Below are 20,880 nucleotides of genomic sequence, written 5' to 3'. Positions count from 1 at the left end.
CCGGTTTTCATCTCGGCGATTTTTCCTTGGTGAAGGACCACTCCCCCAATAATCTGCACATCAAAATGACGCATATTCAGAAAGCGGCGACCAGCTTCTCGCACCAAAGCAAAAGCTTCGGGGAGAATATCGTCGAGGGTTTCGCCACTCGCTAAACGTTCACGGAATATTGGGGTTTCATCCTTCAACTCATCATCTGTCATTTCCAGATAACGAGACTCAAGCGAATTCACCAACTCTAAAATCGGTTGAATTTTCTTGATCTGCCGCTCGTTAGCGGTTCCGAAAACACCGTTTAATTTTGATAGGCCTCTTTCAAGAATCGACCCAGCCATAGTTAGCTCCGATAGATATTTCTACATATAAGAGACGAAATCGCCTCCATCTAATTTCAGATTAGCACGAGAGAGATAAAACTAGAATTTAATTTCAGGACAGAGTCGCAATCATCTCCGCGCTACTGGAGAATCAACGATATACAGCATGGGATTGACAGCGACTCCGTTCAGGCGGACTTCATAATGAAGGTGGGGACCCGTCGAACGACCTGTACTCCCCACCTGAGCAACAATTTCCCCTCGCCTAACACGAGCCCCCGCACGCAATAAATTTTTCTTTAGATGTGCATACCTCGTTACGATTCCCTGCATATGTCGAATTTCAAGAACATTCCCATATCCAGATTCTCTACGTGCTTTGATCACCAAGCCATCTGCAGGGGAAATCACACCCGCCCCCCTTCGGGCAACAACATCGATCCCTGCATGAAATTCTTTACGTCCCGTAAACGGAGAAAATCGGTTTCCAAATCCTGAAGTCAACCAACCCCTTACGGGCAAAATTGAAGGGGTATGCGAAAGGAGTACTTTCTTTTCATTAAATGCACTCACCAGATACTTAAATGCTCTCTTTTGAGTAGATGTCCTTTGTTCGATATCCAAGAACTGGCGATTAAGGCGAGTGGCAAATCGTCGACCGGAAGGAGCAAGCCCCTCGAAATCTAAATACTGATCGTCCTTGCTAACCCCTCCGAGACCGATCTCATTTTTCAAAGCCTTCGGCTTAACTGAAGCCATGATTCGAAGCTGCTCTTCAAATTTCTGTAAACCTGTCAAGCCATTATCAATTTCCTGAAGACGCACACTGAATCTCTCTAAAAGCTTTCTTTGTGCTACAGCCCTCTTATGAAGAGGCTCAAGCCGTACAATCTGCTTCTCTAGGGAAACCCGGTCATTAACCAAAAATATACTGAGCGCCCCTAAGATAAAAACGCAGAAAATCGACATCCACATCGTGCGTCGCGTCACCCCAAAACGTACTGTTCCGCTAGATTTATCCGGTATGATTATGACTGTATATTTTTTACCCGCCAAAACAAGGACTCCAAAACCCACATTAAAGTTTAACTACATCTCAAATTAATCAAACACTTAGGCTTCATATAGTTCTTTTTTATAGGTATTTCCTTCTTCCAAATGTCACATTCAAAATAAGTTATCATCCTGTCCACAAATTTGTCAACGACATCATTCTAATATACTGAAATATCATTTGTTTCGGTGATTTCAACCCATTACTGCCCCAGAATCGACCAGAAGTGCCTGTCCGGTAATGGTACAAGCATCACCGGAGGACAAAAACGCCGCCGCCCTTCCGATGTCATCGGGGGTCTGTTCCCGGCGTAAAGGAGTTGAATTCACAAAATCGTCAAATACTTGCCGAGACGAAAGTCCTTCAAGATGGGGAAATTTCTGCCGATATAACCCAGCCAAATTCTCCCACATCGCGCTCCAAATCAAACCGGGGCAAATTGCATTTGCCGTGATTCCATAGCGTCCCACTTCACGGGCAAGCGCTTGAGTGAAAATAATAACCGCAGCTTTGCTTGCACTGTAGTGTGGAAGTGCCTCCGTACCATGGCGACCCGCCCGCGAGGAGATATTAACGATTCGGCCCCACTTAGCCTCCTGCATGACAGGAAGGGCCGCTCGGCATAAAAGGAACACACCCTTAACGTTCACCGAGTAGGTGGCATCCCAGTCCGCCTCGGAGATATCCGAAAGAGGTAGGCCCAGCTTGAAATTTGGCCCACCTATGACACCTGCGTTATTTACCAAAATATCGAGTCCACCAAACTCCGAGCAGACCTTATCAACAGTGGCCTCGCATTCGGCGGCCTGGGTCACATCAAGGGGAATAGCCACCGCCTTGGCACCCATGGCCGCGACCTCTTCACAGCAACTTGCCGCTCCTTCAGGCGAAATATCGGCCAGGGCGAGCGAGGCGCCCTCCTCGGCAAGGCAGCGTGCGATTCCCCGGCCAATTTCGCCGCCAGCCCCGGTGACGAGCGCCACCCGTCCCTCAAGCCGCCTCGCGCGATTTTCCACCTTAGTCATTTAATATCAATGACTTGAGCCAAATCCGCTCATCGTGCGCCCTTCGCTAAGCCACCCCTCGTAGACCTTGATACCCTCAAGGACAGCTGGTGCCCCAATATAGGTGAACATCTGAATAATTACCTCTAGAATCTCCCTGTCTGTGGCGCCATAGCTCGCCGCCGCCGAAAAATGGGCGCGCATCTGATTGAACATGCCCGTCACGCAAAGCGCCGAGATGGCGCAAAGCTCACGCGTCTTGTGGTCAATCACATCCCGGTCATAGAGCCCGCCATGCACACTGCGCTGGAAGATCATCGAAAACTCGGGGTCCAGCTTATTGAGCCGCTCAAACAAAGCCTCCGAGTACCCATCGCCATACTGCTCGTTTCCGCGCCGTATAGCCGGAGGATAGAATCCTTCCTCATCTACCATCAAACACTCCCTTCAAACGTTAAGAGCTAACCGTCTATGCCTCTACGACCGGATTCGTGAGCCGACCAAGACCCTCGACCTCAACCTCAACAACATCGCCCGGCACGAGGAACGAGGGCACCTCACGCGCATAACCAACGCCCGAAGGGGTTCCCGTCAAGAAGATATCCCCCGGCACAAGCGTAAAGCCCTCCGAGAGCGACGAAAGCATGGCCGGGATATCGTAAATCATGTTTGCTGTGGTGGAATCTTGGCGAATCTCCCCGTTGACCCAGCTCTTCAGGGTCTTGTTCATCGGGTCCCCGTAATCTTCCCTCGGAACGATGAAGGGTCCCAGAGGGCAGGATCGGTCAAGGGTTTTACCCTTGAAAATCTGGTTGTGCTTACGTTGAATGTCACGGGCGGAAATATCGTTGCCACAACAATACCCGAATATATGGTCGTAGACTTTATCCGCCGGAATGTTGATTCCCCGCTTCCCGATGATGACGGAGATCTCCGCCTCATAATCGTACTTCTCTGAACAGTTATGCCTCGGGATCCCCTCCCCATGTCCAATCAGGGTGGAGGGCGCCTTTGTGAAGAACATCGGGGCGTCGTACTCCACCTTGGTCGTTTTGACATCCTTGGCTTTGAGACCCTCATTCACATGGTCCGTATAATTCAACCCCATACAGAGAACGTTTCTGCCCGGATTCGGCACCGGCGCCATGAACGACACCTCGGCCGGGTCCATGAGAACAGGCGCAAGCTCCCCCGTATTTTTCTCAGCCTCGGCTACATGGGCACGAACCTTAGGACCTAATTCGTCCCAGTTCTCTATCAACTCCACCATTGTGGCCGGATTCACCGGGTCTCCCAGAATTCCCGACAAACGAGCGATGTGCGCAATCTTATCGCCCACATAAACACCTACTCGCGCAACACCGCGATAGTCATAAGTAATCAGCTTCACTATTACGCCTCCTTAGATTTATACAAATGGGCCCGCAACCTGCACACGCCAAGATACCAAACCAGCAAATCTGCTAGGCCGCCGAATATTTTTTTATCGCCTCGGGAGTCAATTCAAGACCGTGCCCCGGAACATCGAGCACCTTCATGAATCCTCCCTTGGCCTCAAACTTTCTCGTCAACGAATCGGACGGAAACAAGTCCATAAACTCCACCATGTAGCCACTCGGCGTTGCCCCAACCAGACTGATCGAAATCTCGTGTGCCAGATGGCTGCTCAGCGAGAGGTTATAGGCATCGGCTAGATGCGCCACTTTTTGAAACTCCGTGATACCGCCCATCCGTGTAACATCCGGCTGAAGGAAAGAGGCCGCCCGCCGCTCGCACATTTCCCTAAATCCCCAACGCATATAATGGTTCTCTCCCGCCCCGACAGGCACCATGCTTTTTTCAGCAATCTCGGCGAGATCGTCGAGCGAATCGGCAATAACAGGCTCCTCGAACCACGCGACACCGTACTCGGCCAGCATGCAGGAAACATCTACCGCCTCGCGCACATTGTATTTTTGATTCGCATCCACGAAGAGCGTAACGTCCTCACCCGCCTCCTTGCGGAGGAGCGAAATCCGCTCCTCATCGCGGGGTGTTCCAATCTTGAATTTATACGCATCAAATCCCCGGTTGATAAAATCCTGACACTCGGCGACGAGCTCATTATCGCTCAAGGTGTGCCAACCACCACTACCATAGACCGGAACCTCGTCCCGAAATCCGCCCAACAAGCGGTGCACCGGCATCCCGGCTGCCTTTCCCATGATGTCCCAACAGGCAATATCAACAGCCGAGAGCGCCCAGACGCCTAGCCCCGCACGCATGCGGGCCTTGTTGGGTCCCCAGAGCCGCTGCCATATCGCCTCGGGTGCCAGGGCATCCTGCCCAACAACTAACGGCGCCAGTTCATTCTGGATATAAGGAACGATGGCGGTGCTGGCATGCCCCCCTAGTCCCATCGTGAATCCGGTGCCACTCGGGCCGTCCTCTGTGTGAACCTGAACAACGGTGAAATCCACCACCGTGTAGGTCCCAAGCGAGCTTCCGATTGGCTTTGCCAGGGGAAGCGGCATCGCCACTGCCTCGACCGACCTGATTTTCAAATTTGACATCGCAGTACATTTCTCCTTTTATAAAAATGGCATCGTGCGAATACGCATCACCTGGTTCGTTCCATCGGAGTGCAGAAAACTTGTTGCATCACGAAGATATTTCTCCATGGGCGCCTCGGTCATGTAGCCCATGCCGCCCCACACCTCCAGCGCCTTCGTGGCGATTCGGAAGGCGGCCTCCGAGACAAAAACCTTCGTCATGAAACCCATCTTTGGATCATAAAGGTCATCTTTAGTCGTCGTCCATGCCGCGTAATGTAGAAGGCGGCGCGAGGCCTCATATTCTGCGAAACAATCACACAACATGAACCCGACCGCCTGATGATCGATAATCGGACTTCCCCCCTGAACCCGATTGCGGGCGTACTCCAGGGCCTCTTCATATGCCGCGCGCGCTGTTCCCAGAACGGTGGCAGCCGCCTCGATGTTCGAGCCGCGAACGAAACGCTTGCGCGCCGCCATCGCACCGCCCACTTCGGTCACACGGTTGGCGTCTGGAATACGGCAGTTATCGAAAATTAGCTCGGCGTTCTGCGAAAGACGCTGACCCATTTTTTCGTGAACGCGCCCGTATGTAAATCCGTCCATATCGGGCGTGGCGATGAAATACGTCACCCCCTCATCAACACCTTTCGTTATGTCCGTGCGAAATGCCATGAAATAGAGTTTGGCGATGCCGCCGTTGCTAATGAAATGCTTCATCCCGTTAACCACCCAGTCGTCTCCGTTGAGAACAGCAGTGGTCCGCATCCCGGCATCGGGGCTGTTATAGGGCAAAATATTATCCGAGCCGGCATTGGGCTCCGTCATGCCTACTGCGAGGTGGAAGCGGTGATCTTCCAAAAATGCAGGTAAATATCTGGCACGCTGCTCTTCATTGGCCAGGCGCTCGAAGAAATGCGAAATTTTCCAGGTCTGATCGAACGTCACGGCGATACCCAGATCACCCCAGGCAAGCTCCTCGCCAACCAGGCAAAGGGTAAGAACATCGGCACCGGCTCCCCCCATTTCCTCAGGCAAGGCAAGGGTTCTCAAACCTACATGGCTACCCTTTTCAACAACTTCCCATGGAAATCGTTTCTCCGGGTCCTCAATTTTCTCTTGCGCATGGGCAATTGGTCTGATTTCCCTTTCGGCAAAATCATGGGCTAGTTGCTGGAGGGCAAGCTGCTCTTCTGTAAGGGCAAAGTCCACGAAAAACTCCTTTTATGATACCTACCAACGTCAAATGGGAAATTACGCTAAATTACCCGAAAATAAAGGATAAATATGGGATTGGGGCGATGGTATCCGTCCCTCGGAAATGGTGTCAAGGCGGCAATCCTTTGTCCTGAAATACCGCCATCGAGCCAGATAATACTTATTGCAGAATTTACAGTCTTATTTTGGGCATTGACCATCTCCCATGTCTTCCATAGGCTTTTCCTATTAACTTTCGCCGCCCCTCAAGCAAGTTCATCATATGCACTTGGACATATGGCAACTCAATTACAGGGATTTTTTAACGTGACAAAAAAACGATTTAAAAAAGCGCGTGTCCTATTCGTGCTGGCAATAATTCTTTTCCCGTTTACAGCTACCGCCGCCCCGCTTCGCATCTCTGCAATTCCGGATGAAGCCCCTACCGAATTGATTAGAAAATTCGCGCCGCTGGCCACCTACCTCGAAAAGGAAATCGGAAGGCCCGTAAAATTCATCCCGCTCATCAATTACGTTGCAACGGTCGAAGCCCTCGCGGCGAGGAAAGTTGATCTTGTTTGGTACGGCGGCTTCACCCATGTACAGGCCCGCATACGGACAAAAGGAAATGCTGTTCCCCTGGTCATGCGGCGGCGCGACCTCGAATTCAAAAGCAAATTCATTACCGCCACTAACAGCGGCATCAAAAGTCTCAAAGATCTTAAAGGAAAAACATTTACATTCGGTAGCGTGAGCAGCACCTCGGGCCATCTCATGCCCCGCTTTTTCCTCAAACAGGCGGGTATCGTGCCCGAAAAAGATTTTGCCAGGTTCAGCTTTTCAGGCTCCCACGATGCCACCGCCAAATGGGTCGAGGCAGGCAAGGTCAAGGCCGGTGCGCTTAACGAGGCCGTTTGGAGCAAGCTGGTAAACGCTGGCAAGGTGAACACGAAAAAAGTCCGCGTTTTCTACACCACACCAGGCTATGTCGATTACAACTGGACAGCCCGGGCCGATCTTCCGCGCGAGGTTCTCAGTAAACTCGCTAGCGCCTTCTTGAAACTAAACCATAAAAATCCCGAACACCGAAAAATTCTCTCCCTACAACGCGCGAAAGGCTATGTTCTGGCTTTCGGAGCTGACTTCAAAGCGATAGAATTAGCAGCGAGAGAAGCGGGACTGCTTAAAAAAGAAGCGACCCAATAAGTCTAGCTGCTTCCCACATTTAGCAAAACACTAATTATTCGATAGGCATGCAATGGAATCCGCGTTTGAGCTTACAGATGTCCGCAAGCGGTTTCGCCTGTCCAACGGCGGCTGGAATGATGCTCTAAACGGCATTACGCTCTCGATCCGGCCCGGAGAGTTTATTGCGATCATTGGACCCAGCGGTGCCGGAAAAACCACCCTACTCCGGCTCATGAACCTGACCCTTCGGCCTGATAGCGGCGATGTGCGGGTGAGCGACTTGAACCCTGCCGACTTAAACGGCAAAGCCCTCCGCACCCTACGCGCCCGAACGGGTACGATTTACCAGCAACACAATCTCATCCCCACCTTGAGGGCGGTACACAACATCCTGGCGGGTAGGCTATCGTCTTGGTCCATCTTGAAGGCGCTCTACTCGCTTCTCTCACCCAGAGAGACCACCAGCGCCGCCGAAGTTGCCCAGAAGGTGGGGGTACTCGCCAAACTTTGGGAGCGCACCGACCGCCTGAGTGGGGGCGAGCAGCAGCGGGTGGCTATCGCACGGGCCCTAATTCAGAACCCGAGCCACCTGCTGGCAGACGAGCCCATCGCCAGCGTAGACCCCTCGCGGGCGGACGCCCTCATTCAACTTCTACGCGAATTGAGCGAGGAGGACGAAAAAACCGTTGTCGTCAATCTCCATGACGTCCCCGTCGCCCTTCGGCATTTTCCACGAATCATCGGCCTCCACGCGGGCGAGGTTTTCTTCGATCTTCCACCCGAGGGAATCACCGAAAATCTTCTGGTGGGCCTTTACGAAGGCGATGAAGAAATTCCCGAGGGCGAGGCTCGCGCCTGGATCGGCGAGGCAATGAAGGAGAGCCTGGCCGGGTGAGCACATCTATCGAGCAGCCGCCTCATCGCCCACCCATGGCGGTCGGAAGATTCGTCCTTTTCATTGCCTGTGCGGCAGCCGTTCTGGCTAGCCTTCGCTTCGTCGAGTTCAACCCGGCACTTCTCATCTACCCGGATGCGCTAGGCTCGATGGCCGACTTTGGCAAAGGATTCCTCCCCCCCGACCTGAGCGCTGACTTTCTTATCACCACTCTTCGGCCAGCCCTTGAGACAATCCAGTTGGCCACAGCAGGCACGGCGCTGGCGCTCGTCTTAGGAATCCCCCTCTCGCTCATGGCGGCAGGCACCTTTCATCTGGGCGGCGGCCCGCTATTTGAGGGCGACCCGCCCGCCAAGGGGATCAGAGGCGCCCTGCGCCCCTCGCCCTACTGGATATCACGCCTCACGCTCAACGCCATGCGCTCGATTCCCGAGATTATCTGGGCACTGCTGTTCGTTCGGATGACCGGGCTCGGTGCCGCAGCGGGCATCCTGGGAATTGGGGTAGCCTACGCGGGGATCATGGGAAAAGTCTTTGCTGAAATCATGGAGGGCACCGACATGCGCCCTGCCATCGCCCTGAGAGCTGCGGGTGCGAGCAGGCCCCAGGCAATCGCCTACGGGGTCATTCCTGGCGCGATGCGCACTCTACTCTCCTACACCCTCTACCGCTGGGAGTGCGCCATGCGTGCGGCGGCGATACTCGGTTTCGTGGGCGCAGGCGGCCTCGGGCAGCAAATAGAAATATCAATTCGCATGTTCGAGCACCCGCAGACAGCAACACTCATCATCGAGCTATTCTTGCTGGTAGCGCTGGCCGATGTGATAAGCGGCTACATCCGGAGAAAATTCACATGAGCGGAGCCGTGAAAACACAAATTCCGGCACGCCCGGCCTCCAATGAGAAATGGGGGTGGCTCGCCATCCTGGCCGCACTCTTGGTCTGGAGCTTCTCGGTCGCACGGGGAGAAATCCTTCAAATCTTAACACCTGGCGGAATCGGGCAGGCAGGCGAGTATCTCTCAAAATTTTGGCCTCCCGAGACTGGGGCCAAATTTCTGAACACCACCCTCGAAGCCGCAGCCGAGACTTTGGCCATATCCATAGGGGGGACCGCCCTGGCTGCCGTCCTCGCGCTCGCGCTTCTGTATTTTGCCGCCTCCGAGGAGCTCATCGGTGCAGGAGGTGAATGGGAGAGCACCTCGGCTCGCCATCGCGCGGCGCGGCGCACTCTCCACATTATTGCGCGGGCACTCCTCAACCTCTTTAGAACGATACCCGAGATCGTCTGGGCCATTTTTTTTGTCTTTGCAGTGGGATTGGGCACCTTCGCCGGCACCCTGGCCCTAGGGATTCACAACGCAGGCGTAATGGGCAAACTCTATGCCGAAACCGCAGAGAACGTTCGCCGCGAGCCAATCGAGGCCCTCCGTGCAGCCGGCGCCTCAAGATTCACGGCCTTCGTCTACGGGGCACTCCCGCAAGCCTCCCCTCAACTTATCGCCTACACCCTCTACCGCTGGGAGGTGAACATCCGCGCGGCGGCAATCTTGGGCTTTGTCGGCGCAGGCGGCCTAGGCCAGCAAATGCACATCTCCATCTCGCTGTTCCTCGAATCCCGCCTCGCCACCCTGACAATCGCCACCTTCATCCTCGTCAACGCGGTGGATCTCCTAAGCGGCTACCTCAGGCGTAAGCTTGAGGCTACGTTTTAAACCAGAACGACAGAATCAGGCCGCGCTAATCGAAATAAATCGCCACGCAACGCACCGGCGAGCCTGTGCCGCCCCGCACTTTAAGCGGCAGACACGAGAAGACGAATTTCGTCCCGGCAACTTCCTTCAAATTGGCCATATTCTCGACGTTGAGGACCTTGCGCTCGCGGCACACCTTGTGCGCCCAATAGCCTCTGTCCTTCATCGCGCCCGATGAGTCCACGCTCGGCGAGTCGATGCCCACATTGACGACCCCACGGTCGGCTAGCCAGTTCATCGCCTCCTCGCTCAGGCCCGGATACTTGTAGAGCCACTCGTTGAAGTCGCCCCCATAGTTTTTCTCGTAATGCCCCGTCCAGATGAGCACCGTCCCCTTGTCTGGAATCTCAAGATTCGCGGCCTTGCAGGCATCCTCAAGATCTTGAGCACTCATCCATTCGTCCGTGCCACAAAATTTCGTCAGATCCAGGCAGACAGCGTCCGTGAAGAACCACTCGAAACCTAGCTCGTCAATTGTCTCGGCACCAGGCTTGCCGTCCATATGGATAAAAGCATCCACATGGGTTGGCCCATGGTCGCTCATCAGTAGGATATTGGTCGTCGAGGTGTGGCCCGAGGGCGAATCGCGGTAAGCGTAGGAAGTCTCCTCGTGCGTCTTGGCGGGGTAAACCACGGTTCGCTGGTGTCCCGGATAAACAGGCATGCCGTTATAAATTTCTTGTGTTAGATCGACAATTCGCCACTTCATGATTCGACTCCCCTTAAAGATGAGTAGAGAAAATAAAAGGTCCAGGCAAAGGAACTGTAGTCCACTCGGTTAAGCTTTTCTTTTCCCGGGCGTCCCTTCCCCTTGCCAAAGACGGTTGCGGTAAATAATGAACCCGAAGGCCACGATCAAAACGGCGCTCGCAATATAGGCTGCACGCACAGGCCCGAACCACAGACTATCTGCCCGAAATCCACTCACAGCGGCCCGGCCGACAGAGTACAGAATGAAATACATACAGAAAACAAAACCCGCCTTATGGTCTCGGAGGCGGAGTTTCCTCAACAAGACAAACCAGATGAGATTCAATACCAACTCATAAAGCATTACCGGGTGAATCGTCATTCCAGGAAACTGCCGCCCTGCGATACTCTCTGCCGGAAACACGAGACCAAACATCGATTCGGTAGGAACGCCGTGGGCATCACCATTCATGAAATTACCAAAGCGGCCAAACACCTGACCAAGCATTATCGAGGGCGCCACCGCATCGGCGAACGAAAACGTTGGTACGGGATGATTTTTCAAATACAAAAACCCGGCCAGCACACCGGCTATGAGGCCGCCATGAATGGCCAACCCACCGTGCCAAATTTGAGGAATTTCCCACATGCTGCGTCCGTAGAAATCCCAGTTGAACACGACGTAGTATATTCGCCCCCCGAGGATTCCAGAGAACATGGCCAGGAGACCAAAATTCATGATTTCATCGGAAGTTATGGGAAGCTTTTTGCGCTCAGCTTCTTTTCCAGCCAACCACACACCGACCAGAACAGCCGCGACATACATTAACCCATACCATCGAAGTGCAAATGGACCAATCTGAAAAATAATGGGACTCAAACTGACACCTCACATCGGGCTCTTAATCGCCCCAAAAAAATACCCCTTCAAGCGAAGGGGTATTATCATCCAACGAGCTTGAAATCTCAAAACAATGAGGGATATTTTGCCTTTACTGTTTGTGGCGATAAATGGCGCTTTTAGGATAATAATCCTTCCACCCGAACCAGAAAGACTGGGTGCTTGTGATTTTTCCCAGCTTTTTGCCTTTGAGAGGACCCTCGACAGCCTCACCAGTGAGCAGAACCCACCTGCTTCCCGTCTCCCGGTCGCGCATGAAACGACACCCACCCTTGGCTCCGCCCGCTTCCGGTTTCGAAGTATTTTTTCCATCCACTTCAAACGTCAACAATTTATTACCCAGACGCCGCCCGAAGACGACCCCCGATTTGGCCGACTCACAGTAGGAAACGAGCAGATCGTGCCCGGCGAAATTATCGTTCACCACACCGGCGCGATTCAGGTCCGCAAACGGATAGACTTTTGCCTTTTTTTGACCAGAGGAACCAGAGCCTAGCACGACACCGACGAGAAAAGTCTTTGGATGAAGACGTTTGTCTCTAAATTTTTGTGGAATTACGCCCGCCTGTGAACTGTAATAGTATCCCTCATAAGGATCTCTGCTTGAGGAGCCAAACAGGCCGATTTTTTTCTTGAGAACTTTGGTATCGGGAAATAGACGCTTCCATTCAGCCCACGTCATCATTGCCGACGGGATTGAAGTAAGGGTTTTACCCTTCAAGGGACCTATAAGCCCCTCAGCCGTCAGGTGACTCCACAGGGTGTCGGTTTGCCGGTCATACATGATCAAAACATTTTTCCACAGCTTCCCGGAAACCCCGATCGAAAGCTCTCGCCCTTCCAACATGCGGTCATACACGATGGCCGTAAAGCAGAGTGGTCACCAGGTGACAGCTATCTTCCGCCCCCCCACGACATCGTTTACAATTTCGTGAGAGCTGAGCAACGGGACCGAATAGGCCCGGCGATCACCTTCGATATCCACCCCGATAATCAACTCGCCCGGCTTCATGAACTTATCGCCTGCCAGGACCGTCGCAAATTCCGGTTTGTCTATGGAGGGGATACCATCTTTGGGCAAAAGAGTACGTATTTCATCAGCGGGCCCGGCTAGAGAAGACACCGGTGCTAAAGTTGTCAACACCGACAACAAGAACGCTAATCCCAGAGAACTCCAATTATTTTTCATCAAGCTCGCTCCTTTCGATACCCAACATACGCGGCATCAACACAATAAAAGGTGCGGCCCCTCTCGCCACAAAAAACAAACAACTATTTCGCGCGAACACTCCTCATGATCATGAAAAACGACCTCTCCCCTCGGGGCGAGCCTCGGGTGATTCGCGCAAGCACATTCGAGCCAGCCGGGATTTTGTCGAGAACGCCTTCAAATTCATCAAGCCCGCTAATGGGAACGCGAACGGGAGCCGTTCTGCCCCCCGGCGCCCGGTAGGTGAATTCCCGAATCACCATACCCACACGAACCCCGTCCCTGAATGCGCGAGATCCGGGCTCAACTTCATTGATATAAACCCCTCCAGATTTTGTCAGTAGGTTTTTCTTCATCAAAGCTGGCGAGAGGGTTTCAACACTCATCCCATAGCTCCCCAACTGGGCTGGCTCCGTCGGACCAGGAGAAAGAGGTTTTTTATTCGACGCTGGCGAATCAGGAAGCTTCGTCAGTTTGACGGTAAGCTTCCTTTTCCTGCCATAGCGAACGACATTCAGATTCACCGCTTTGCCCGGAGGCGTCCACCCAACCAGCCGTTGTAAATGCGCCGTATCATCCACATACTTGCCGTCGATTTCGACGATTACATCTCCGGCCTTAACCCCAGCGTGCATGGCGGGACCATCCTTGAGCAATGAGCCCACCAGCGCACCGGACGGAGATTTGAGCCCGAGGAGGTGGGCCATATCGTTTCCGACCGGCTGGATCGTCACCCCGAGATACCCTCTGGGAAAAGTGCCCAGGCGCCTGAGATATTTCATTACGTCGCGGGCCATATTTATTGGAATGGAAAATCCCAAGCCGCTTCCCGGCGCCGGGATGGCCGTATTTATTCCGATCACCTCGCCATCGATGTTGAGCAATGGGCCACCGCTGTTCCCGCGGTTGATGGCGGCATCCGTCTGGATGAAATACTCATACCGCGCGACGCCAACACCCGTCCGGCCCATACCACTGACCACACCAACCGTGAATGTTCGGGTGATGCCAAAGGGATCGCCAACGGCGATTGACCATTGGCCAACCTTCACCTTTTCGCTGTCTCCCAACTTGAGCATGGGTAGAGGCGTGGGCGCATCGATTTTGATCAAGGCAAGATCCGTGTAGGGATCTGTGCCGATAACCCTTGCCCAGTATTCCGATTTATCGGACAGGCGAACCCGAAGGCGGCGCGAGTTCGAAACAACGTGATTATTGGTGAGAATGTAGCCCTCGGGATCGACAATGAATCCGGAGCCCGAGGAGAATCGAGGAAGATTGGGATGCGGCTTGGGAGGCTTTCCCTTCTCATTCCCCGGATTTTTCTTCGGTGCTCGTCGAGCGGGCCTACTCACCCGGCTCTCGGAGCGAATACTAACCACGGCGGGCTTCACCCGCTCGGCGATCCCTATGAAAACTCCCTCAATTTCTCGAAGAGCAGACTCACTCCTAACGGCTCCCTGGGCACCGGACACCAAAAAACAAAGGGAAAGAACTGAAATCGATAATAAGCGAAAAATCATGCGGCCCTCTCTTTTATATATAGGCAATTGGCACGGCAAAACTAACTAGAGGGATTATACTCTCCCGTCTGCACATAGGACCAGCCTCAAACAGGCACAAAAAAAGCCCCGCTTTTCCGGGGCTTTTCCTGTTTATACATAAATATTGACTAAAACTTAAATGTCCCCTGGCTCATGATACCCCTGATGTCTTCCTGCCCCTCAACACCCTCTAGCACCAGGGCATAGAACCACATACCCTTTCGCCAGAAAGCAAGGCGGAATCCATCCTTTTCAGCCTCAAAAACTTTTTGCCCGTTGATGCGAAAGCTCGCGAGCATGGGTAGATCATAGCGAATCGCGCTAGCATCGCCGATGAAGAGCGCCATATTCTTGCTCTTGTGGCGGTAGCGAATCATGGCCCCCTTCTGGCCGGCAAACGGGCACAGGCGCGCGCCGAGCATTTCACCTTTGAGCTCTAGCGTACTGACTTTCTGTTGAAACTTTTGAGCCAGCCATGAGGATACTTGTTGAAAATTTCCGGACTTTAAATCAAGGGGATTGCCCGTCTCGACCCTGTAGACCATGATCGTGTCGGAAACCAAAGGCGCAGGAACCACCGCTACCCGCTGGTAGCCCGCCCAGCCAAGAACCACGAAAGCAGCGACAGCAGCAGCCACCGCCGAGGGACGGAACCAAACAGTTTTCCGCAACCCCTCTCGCCGAATCGCTTTTTTCACACGGTGCTTTAACAGGTCAGAGGCCACGGGGCCCACTTCATGATCTTGTCCGCGCAGCATTTCTTTAAGAGCTATAATTCGCTCATATTCTGCCCGGCAATCCTCATCGCGCTCTATCCATGCCTGGACCTCAAGGGCCTCCTTCACGTCCAGTTCATTATCGACATAAGCATCGATGAATCGAACCACGTCTTCCCTGTTCATCTAAAAAACCTCATTTTTCGGCTTCAGGCGATTTTCACCTCTACCAAGCACTTTTTCCATAATCAGGAAATTTGGCCACTTCAAGACAATATCGACTTAAAACCTATCTCCCAAGGCTTTAATCAATAATCACCTACATTTTAGATAACAAAGCCAGGGGAAAAAAATTTCATTTTTCCTCTACTACGCTCATTTCCCCCGTTTCATCGTATTTCACCAACAATGCTTGGAGCATCCGTCTAGACCGATAAAGACGGGACATGACCGTTCCGAGGGGACATTCCTCAATTTCAGCTATCTCGCGGTATGAAAACCCCTCAATGTCAGACAAAACAATAATTCTCCGAAACTTCTCGGGAATTTCGGAAAGCGCCTTTTCTATGACCTTAGACGTCTGGCGCTTGAAGAACTGGGCCTCTGGGCCCTCTATCTTCGAATGCCCGGCGTTAAAATCGGTCAAATCCGATCGCTGGTACTCCGAGTCATCGAGTTCAAGCTGAGTTGGGGTACGAGATTTCTTTCTAAAACGGTTGATAAAGGTATTTTTGAGGATTTTAAAGAGCCAGGCGCGGATATTCGTCCCTGGCTGGAATTGGGTGTAAAACCGGATGGCGCGCACATACACATCCTGCACGAGGTCCTCGGCGTCCTCAGGGTTGCCAGACAACCTGAGAGCCCCTCTGTAGAGCGCATCAATATGCTCAAGGGCCAAAGTTTCAAATTCACGTCTATCTAGAGCCATTTCAACTATTAACTTTCCTTAACTTCAAGTATTACATCAACCTCAACAGGAGAGCCTAGCGGCAATTCCGCCGCCCCAATTGCGATTCGCGAATGCTTCCCCGCCTCACCAAAAACCTGAACCGCAAGCTCGGAGGACTCATTTAAGACACCCGCCTGGTCCGTAAAACCTTCGGCCGATGCCACATATCCGCTCAATCTTACCACGCGAGATACCCTGTCGAGACTTCCGAGAGCCGCTCTCACCTGGGCTAGTGCGTTCAGAAAACACTGCCGGGCGCATTCCCTGGCAGCCTCAAAATCAACCTCGCGCCCTACCTTTCCCTCGTGAATCAACTTTCCGTCCCTGAGCGGAATTTGCCCCGAGACGAATAAAAGCGAGCCCGTCTGGACAAAAGGTACGTACGCACCCACCGGGGGAGGAGCATCGGGCAAAGATAGCCCCAGCGAAACAACAGCCTCCTCAGCTCCCATTCTCACCTCTCCTAGAAATTCTCAGTGGGCGCTCAACGCCCAGCCAGTGCACGCTCAAGATCGTCCGGGGTATTAAGATTGCGAAACGAGAGCCCCTCGGGGTCCCACTTGCGCCACCTGGCCTCCTCGACAAGCATTACAGTAACATCGCCGTGAAAACCGACCATTTTCAAATCTTCATTCTCAATTCGCTGCCGAATCGGCGCCTCGCAGGCGGCACTGTATACCGCGCAGAGAGGTTCGGGAAACTCTCTGAGCACAGGAATCACCACATCCCAACCCTCGGCCAGAGAGGCCAACCCTTTTAATAGCGGGGCCTGAAGAAAGGGCATATCACACCCCGTCACAAAAACATGCCCCGTCTCAATTGAGTTCTGAGTCGAAACCTCACTCGAGGCCTCGACGGTGGCACCCGCGTTGGACACCGCCGTATGAAGCCCCCCCAGTGAATCATTTCCTACCAGGATATCGGCCACCACACGAAGCCCCAGAGCCTCAAAAGGCCCAGCGTCGTTTGCCACCACGAAAACCTCGGAAAACACATCGCCCAAGGAAGCCGCTACGCGTAATATCTGTGGCACCCCATCGATCGGCATCAGTGACTTATCGCGCCCCATTCGCCGACTTCTCCCCCCTGCTAGTATCGCAGCGGGAAAATCGAAACTAGCACCCTTGCTCATTCCGCCACACCCACATAAATCGGCATACGCCCTCGCTCAACCACGGCCGCCTTCCACCTTTGCCATAAGTGCCCCCGGCCCCTCTCCTGAGGATAGTCCTCCCAAAAGAGCCGATCCGCTATCCAAAAGAAGCACTCGAACCTGGCTCTCCGCCTCAAGCTCGGTTTCATATTCCGGAAAAATAATCATTGAATTCGCCCGCACCATCGAATGAATAATGTTCGACCCTTGCGCCTCAACAGCGTTTACCGACCATCCCTCACCCTCATATACCGCTCGGGCCCGGACATAATGCCGCCGCTCGGGCGATTTAGAGAGTGCATGAAGCAGTCGTGCCGAAACCACCGGGCGATGAATCGCACTATGGCCCTGCATTTTCATTAATGTCGGTCGAACAAAAAGCTCAAAACTCACCATCGTTGAAACCGGATTTCCGGGAAGACCAAACACCGGGCGGCCCTGCAACATCCCGAAGGCCATCGGTTTTCCAGGCTTCATTCGCACCCGCCAAAAATGCATCTCATTGCCCAGATCGCCGAGCGTATCCTTTACCAGATCAAAATCACCGACCGACACGCCTCCACTCGTCAATACGACATCAGCCGCCAACCCGTCGCGCAGGTGGCGCTCTAAATCCTCAGCATTGTCACGGGCAATTCCGAGAAGAAGCGGCTCGCCTCCCGCCTCCCTGACCTGGGCCTCAAGCGCATAGGAATTTGAGTTGAAAATCTGTCCCACCTTGGGCTCCTGGCCTACCTCGACCAACTCTTCGCCCGTCGAGAGAATGGCAACCCTCGGGCGGCGATGCACATAGACATGCGCCCGACCGATGCTGGCCAACATCGCACTAGAGGCCGCTTGAAGATATGCGCCCGGCTCAAACACCCTTTCTCCGGCCTCGACATCCTCGCCCGCGAGCCGCACCGCCTCACCCTCGGGCACACTTTGGAGAATACTTACCTCTGAATCGTCATCGCGCTCCGTCAATTCAACCATAACCACCGAGTCGGCACCCCCCGGAATTGGCGCACCCGTCATAATACGAATCGCCTCGCCAGGCCCCACTGTTTTATCCGACTCGAACCCAGCCTGAAGCTCATCGATAATTCGAAGCTTCACCGGATTACTTTTTGTCGCGGCGGCGATGTCTCCGGCTCGAACGGCATACCCATCCATCGCCGAATTACGCCAAGGCGGTATCGGCCTTGGCGCCACAACATCCTCGGCCAGCACACGCCCCAGAGCGTCACTAATATGCACCCGCTCGCGACCTAGAGGCACAATGTTCGAAAAAATCGACTCCTGGGCCTCTTCAACGGTTATCATTCAAGACTCCTCAACTGGCGAAAAGTTCGCCGAAATTATTTTTCACCTGAAAACAAGGCGGCTCCCTATAGAACAACAGGAGTATAGCTCACGTTATGAATGGAAGAAATTGCACTCTCCATAAGAGTCCAATTTTGCTAAAATCTCGCTATAGATTCCTACAAATAGGAGAGTTCAATGGCACGCGAGGATTTCAGCTACAAAAGCGAATTTCGAGTCAGGTTCGGAGAAACAGACCTGCAAGGCGTGGTGTTCAACGCCAACTATCTCTTGTACACGGACACCACCCAGCTCGATTACTTTCGCCACATCGGCGTCCCCTATGACGAAGTGAGACGGCAGGGACACGATGTCTATTTAGTGGACACGCACATCCAGTTTTTCGCGCCCGCCAGGTTCGATGAGGTGATTGAATCCTTCACCCGAATATCGGAATTCGGCAATTCAAGCCTCAAGATGGAATTTGAAATGTACGAAAAAGAAAACAATCGCCATCTCACCACATGCCTATCCACCTACGTTATCGTCGTGGAGGAATCGGGCAAACCCACCAGGGCGCCAGCTTATTTGCGCACGGCTGTTCGCGACTTCGAGGGAAACTTGAGCATCGAGGCCGAATAACCAGACGCCATTCAAGAGGCGAGCCAGTAGGTCAACAATCCAACTAGCGCCACCTGCACCACGCAATAAGGAAACACCCGCCGGAACACCTCCCCCTCCCTTCCGGCGAGGCCCGCCGTCGAGCAACCCACCAAAACCTTGGCCGGCGCGATCATGCTCCCGAGCGAGCCGCCAGCACTGTTTCCTGCCGCAAGCACGGACGGATCTTTCCCCAGCAACTCGCCGACGTTGACCTGAAATTTTCCAAAAAGAATATTGGCGTTTGTGTTGCTTCCCGTGACAAAACAGCCGAGCAGCCCGACCACGGGGGCCATCGCCGGATAAAAAGAGCCTGAGAACGCCGCCACCCCCTCCGCCAGCACCTGAATCATGCCCGTGACCGTCATAACGGTTGCCATCGCCACCATCGCCAGTGTGCCGACGCAGGTCGGGTGCGCCTCTTTGAAAGTTTTTTTGACCACCATCAGGCTGCCGCCGGGCCATCTTCCCCTCGCCCGGTAAATCAAGCGCCCGATATAAGCCGTCACCAGCAAAAGCGCGCCCGGATGTCCCAGCGGCTCGATCTTCCAGATTTTCTCCGGGGTAACGAATCCCCGCAATGTGCGAAGCCCCTCAAGGGGAACTTCAATTCGCCAGGCGCGAAGGGCATCGTGGATAAAGGGCACAAAAGTGGCCGCCATGACGATGACGACCAAAACATAATAGGGCGAAAAGGCGAGATGAAAATTCATTCGCCTATCCCCTTGGGGCGGCCGCTTCAATACCACGCGATCCGCCTCGGGCTTGGCGGGATAAGATTTAGGCCGCGAGGGGGTTTGATAGCGCTTGAATTTAGACATTCCAAATCCCACTAACAGACAGACCATACCCGCGCCGAACGATGCAATAATCCAGAGCCCGAGCCAGGCGAAAAGGATCTGAACCAGACTCGTGAGCCCCCCCAGAAAGAAAATAATCAGGGGCCACCTGATGACCGCGCTCCAACCGGCATGAAGATGCGCGACGGATATGGCGGCGCAAAGGCCCGAGAAACCAAGCAAAGAGGCGATCAAAATGGCGAGCGGGGCCGATGGCAAATCCGTCACCGTCAAGAGCGCCTGAAAGCTGCTCGCCATGTCCCCCATGCTGACCGCCCAGGCATGGCCGATGAGCGAGGCGGCCACCGCCTGAATCGGCGGATAACCGATTCCCACGAGAAGGGGCGCGACCACCGCGACCGGGATACCGAAACCGGCGACGCCCTGCAAAAACGAGGTGAACCCAAAAGCCAGAATCATCAGCTGGAGAATGTGGTTTTGTGTGATATCCCAAACGCTCCAGCCGATGTTGCGTATTCCGCCCGCCAACTCGGCCACGTGGTAAAGCACGAGAGCCGGAATGATGATGTAAAGAACGGGCAGGCTGAAAAACACCCCGCGAACGAGGGCGCCATACAAAACATCACCGCCCGCCCCGAAGTGCGCCCACCCGACAAATATGGCGACCAACAGACCGGCGGGCCCGGCCTTGCTGCCACCCCACTTGAACCCCAGCATGAGCACGATCAGCGCCAGAATCGGGGCCAGCGCAAAGACAAACGACATCACGCTGAATTCCAGGCCGGAGGCTGGCATCGTGGTAATCACCACCGCCCCCCCTCATGCAAATCCTTAAAACCAAAAATTTTGGTTAAACACATCAACTCACACCACATCAGATTACACACCTTTGCTCAAACTCCTAATTGGGCGAAAAAGCTACTTCCATAATTGCTACTTCAAGAATTGAATGCTGGATACACACCATCCCTTATTGACCAGGCAGCACCTTTCCTCACAATCCATGGAATTATTTTTATACTTTTTTCTTT

23 protein-coding genes are annotated in these 20,880 nt (G+C 53.6%); 5 read left to right on the top strand and 18 right to left on the bottom strand.

Going from position 1 to position 20,880, the window contains the following annotated elements:
- From HOJ95_06625 to HOJ95_06595, 7 genes are all read right to left on the bottom strand, one after another.
- Positions 1-335 (bottom strand): preprotein translocase subunit SecA (locus tag HOJ95_06625; protein ID MBT6394360.1); only part of this gene is annotated, 335 nt, incomplete at its 3' end.
- Between the two features lie 111 nt (positions 336-446).
- Positions 447-1,292, bottom strand: coding sequence for a M23 family metallopeptidase (locus HOJ95_06620; protein ID MBT6394359.1), 846 nt, complete (start codon positions 1,290-1,292; stop codon positions 447-449).
- A 273-nt stretch (positions 1,293-1,565) separates the two neighbouring features.
- Entirely contained in the window at positions 1,566-2,396 is an 831-nt protein-coding gene (locus HOJ95_06615; protein ID MBT6394358.1) for an SDR family oxidoreductase, read from the bottom strand.
- 6 nt (positions 2,397-2,402) lie between these two features.
- Positions 2,403-2,810, bottom strand: a complete 408-nt coding sequence (locus HOJ95_06610) for a carboxymuconolactone decarboxylase family protein (protein ID MBT6394357.1) — start codon at positions 2,808-2,810, stop codon at positions 2,403-2,405.
- Between the two features lie 34 nt (positions 2,811-2,844).
- Positions 2,845-3,765, bottom strand: coding sequence for a fumarylacetoacetate hydrolase family protein (locus tag HOJ95_06605; GenBank protein ID MBT6394356.1), 921 nt, complete (start codon positions 3,763-3,765; stop codon positions 2,845-2,847).
- A 73-nt stretch (positions 3,766-3,838) separates the two neighbouring features.
- Positions 3,839-4,927, bottom strand: coding sequence for a mandelate racemase/muconate lactonizing enzyme family protein (locus HOJ95_06600; GenBank protein ID MBT6394355.1), 1,089 nt, complete (start codon positions 4,925-4,927; stop codon positions 3,839-3,841).
- A gap of 18 nt (positions 4,928-4,945) precedes the next feature.
- On the bottom strand, positions 4,946-6,121 hold the full coding sequence (locus tag HOJ95_06595) for an acyl-CoA dehydrogenase (protein MBT6394354.1): 1,176 nt from the start codon (positions 6,119-6,121) through the stop codon (positions 4,946-4,948).
- Between the two features lie 282 nt (positions 6,122-6,403).
- Here HOJ95_06595 and HOJ95_06590 point away from each other — a divergent pair, with 282 nt between their 5' ends.
- Genes HOJ95_06590 through HOJ95_06575 form a run of 4 tightly spaced genes read left to right on the top strand, consistent with a single transcriptional unit; the run spans position 6,404 to position 9,903 of the window.
- A complete protein-coding gene (locus tag HOJ95_06590) occupies positions 6,404-7,312 on the top strand; it encodes a putative selenate ABC transporter substrate-binding protein (protein ID MBT6394353.1) in 909 nt (302 codons plus the stop codon).
- 52 nt (positions 7,313-7,364) lie between these two features.
- The gene (locus tag HOJ95_06585; GenBank protein ID MBT6394352.1) at positions 7,365-8,189 is read left to right on the top strand and encodes a phosphonate ABC transporter ATP-binding protein; all 825 of its coding nucleotides are present in this window, start codon (positions 7,365-7,367) and stop codon (positions 8,187-8,189) included.
- On the top strand, positions 8,186-9,046 hold the full coding sequence (locus HOJ95_06580; GenBank protein MBT6394351.1) for a phosphate/phosphonate ABC transporter permease: 861 nt from the start codon (positions 8,186-8,188) through the stop codon (positions 9,044-9,046). Before HOJ95_06585 ends, HOJ95_06580 begins: the two co-directional genes overlap by 4 nt.
- Positions 9,043-9,903, top strand: coding sequence for a phosphate/phosphonate ABC transporter permease (locus HOJ95_06575; GenBank protein MBT6394350.1), 861 nt, complete (start codon positions 9,043-9,045; stop codon positions 9,901-9,903). The genes HOJ95_06580 and HOJ95_06575 overlap by 4 nt, the downstream gene beginning before the upstream one ends.
- A gap of 25 nt (positions 9,904-9,928) precedes the next feature.
- Here the strand turns inward: HOJ95_06575 and HOJ95_06570 are convergent, their stop codons facing one another.
- The 10 genes from HOJ95_06570 to HOJ95_06525 all read right to left on the bottom strand — a co-directional run bounded on the left by HOJ95_06570 (position 9,929) and on the right by HOJ95_06525 (position 18,410).
- Positions 9,929-10,651, bottom strand: coding sequence for a cyclase family protein (locus tag HOJ95_06570; protein MBT6394349.1), 723 nt, complete (start codon positions 10,649-10,651; stop codon positions 9,929-9,931).
- 69 nt (positions 10,652-10,720) lie between these two features.
- The gene (gene lgt, locus HOJ95_06565) at positions 10,721-11,512 is read right to left on the bottom strand and encodes a prolipoprotein diacylglyceryl transferase (protein ID MBT6394348.1); all 792 of its coding nucleotides are present in this window, start codon (positions 11,510-11,512) and stop codon (positions 10,721-10,723) included.
- 112 nt (positions 11,513-11,624) lie between these two features.
- Positions 11,625-12,380 (bottom strand): DUF3179 domain-containing protein, encoded by a 756-nt coding sequence (locus HOJ95_06560; GenBank protein MBT6394347.1) that lies wholly within the window; start codon positions 12,378-12,380, stop codon positions 11,625-11,627.
- 33 nt (positions 12,381-12,413) lie between these two features.
- Entirely contained in the window at positions 12,414-12,722 is a 309-nt protein-coding gene (locus HOJ95_06555; protein ID MBT6394346.1) for a DUF3179 domain-containing protein, read from the bottom strand.
- Between the two features lie 83 nt (positions 12,723-12,805).
- Positions 12,806-14,266, bottom strand: a complete 1,461-nt coding sequence (locus HOJ95_06550) for a PDZ domain-containing protein (GenBank protein ID MBT6394345.1) — start codon at positions 14,264-14,266, stop codon at positions 12,806-12,808.
- Between the two features lie 149 nt (positions 14,267-14,415).
- Positions 14,416-15,189, bottom strand: a complete 774-nt coding sequence (locus tag HOJ95_06545; protein MBT6394344.1) for a hypothetical protein — start codon at positions 15,187-15,189, stop codon at positions 14,416-14,418.
- 169 nt (positions 15,190-15,358) lie between these two features.
- Complete coding sequence (locus HOJ95_06540) at positions 15,359-15,931, bottom strand: sigma-70 family RNA polymerase sigma factor (protein MBT6394343.1); 573 nt, start codon at positions 15,929-15,931, stop codon at positions 15,359-15,361.
- Between the two features lie 8 nt (positions 15,932-15,939).
- A complete protein-coding gene (locus HOJ95_06535) occupies positions 15,940-16,404 on the bottom strand; it encodes a RidA family protein (protein MBT6394342.1) in 465 nt (154 codons plus the stop codon).
- A gap of 32 nt (positions 16,405-16,436) precedes the next feature.
- Positions 16,437-17,084, bottom strand: a complete 648-nt coding sequence (locus HOJ95_06530) for a molybdenum cofactor guanylyltransferase (GenBank protein MBT6394341.1) — start codon at positions 17,082-17,084, stop codon at positions 16,437-16,439.
- Positions 17,085-17,120: 36 nt separating this feature from the next.
- Positions 17,121-18,410 (bottom strand): molybdopterin molybdotransferase MoeA, encoded by a 1,290-nt coding sequence (locus HOJ95_06525; GenBank protein MBT6394340.1) that lies wholly within the window; start codon positions 18,408-18,410, stop codon positions 17,121-17,123.
- Between the two features lie 177 nt (positions 18,411-18,587).
- Here HOJ95_06525 and HOJ95_06520 point away from each other — a divergent pair, with 177 nt between their 5' ends.
- The gene (locus tag HOJ95_06520; protein ID MBT6394339.1) at positions 18,588-19,031 is read left to right on the top strand and encodes an acyl-CoA thioesterase; all 444 of its coding nucleotides are present in this window, start codon (positions 18,588-18,590) and stop codon (positions 19,029-19,031) included.
- 11 nt (positions 19,032-19,042) lie between these two features.
- Here the strand turns inward: HOJ95_06520 and HOJ95_06515 are convergent, their stop codons facing one another.
- Positions 19,043-20,659, bottom strand: coding sequence for an L-lactate permease (locus HOJ95_06515; protein ID MBT6394338.1), 1,617 nt, complete (start codon positions 20,657-20,659; stop codon positions 19,043-19,045).
- Between the last annotated feature and the right edge of the window lie 221 nt (positions 20,660-20,880).

It is taken from the genome of Nitrospinaceae bacterium (assembly GCA_018669005.1).
GTDB lineage: Bacteria > UBA8248 > UBA8248 > UBA8248 > UBA8248 > UBA8248.
The sequence above is the reverse complement of the archived record's forward strand: the minus strand, read 5'-3'. Positions and strand labels throughout refer to the sequence as shown.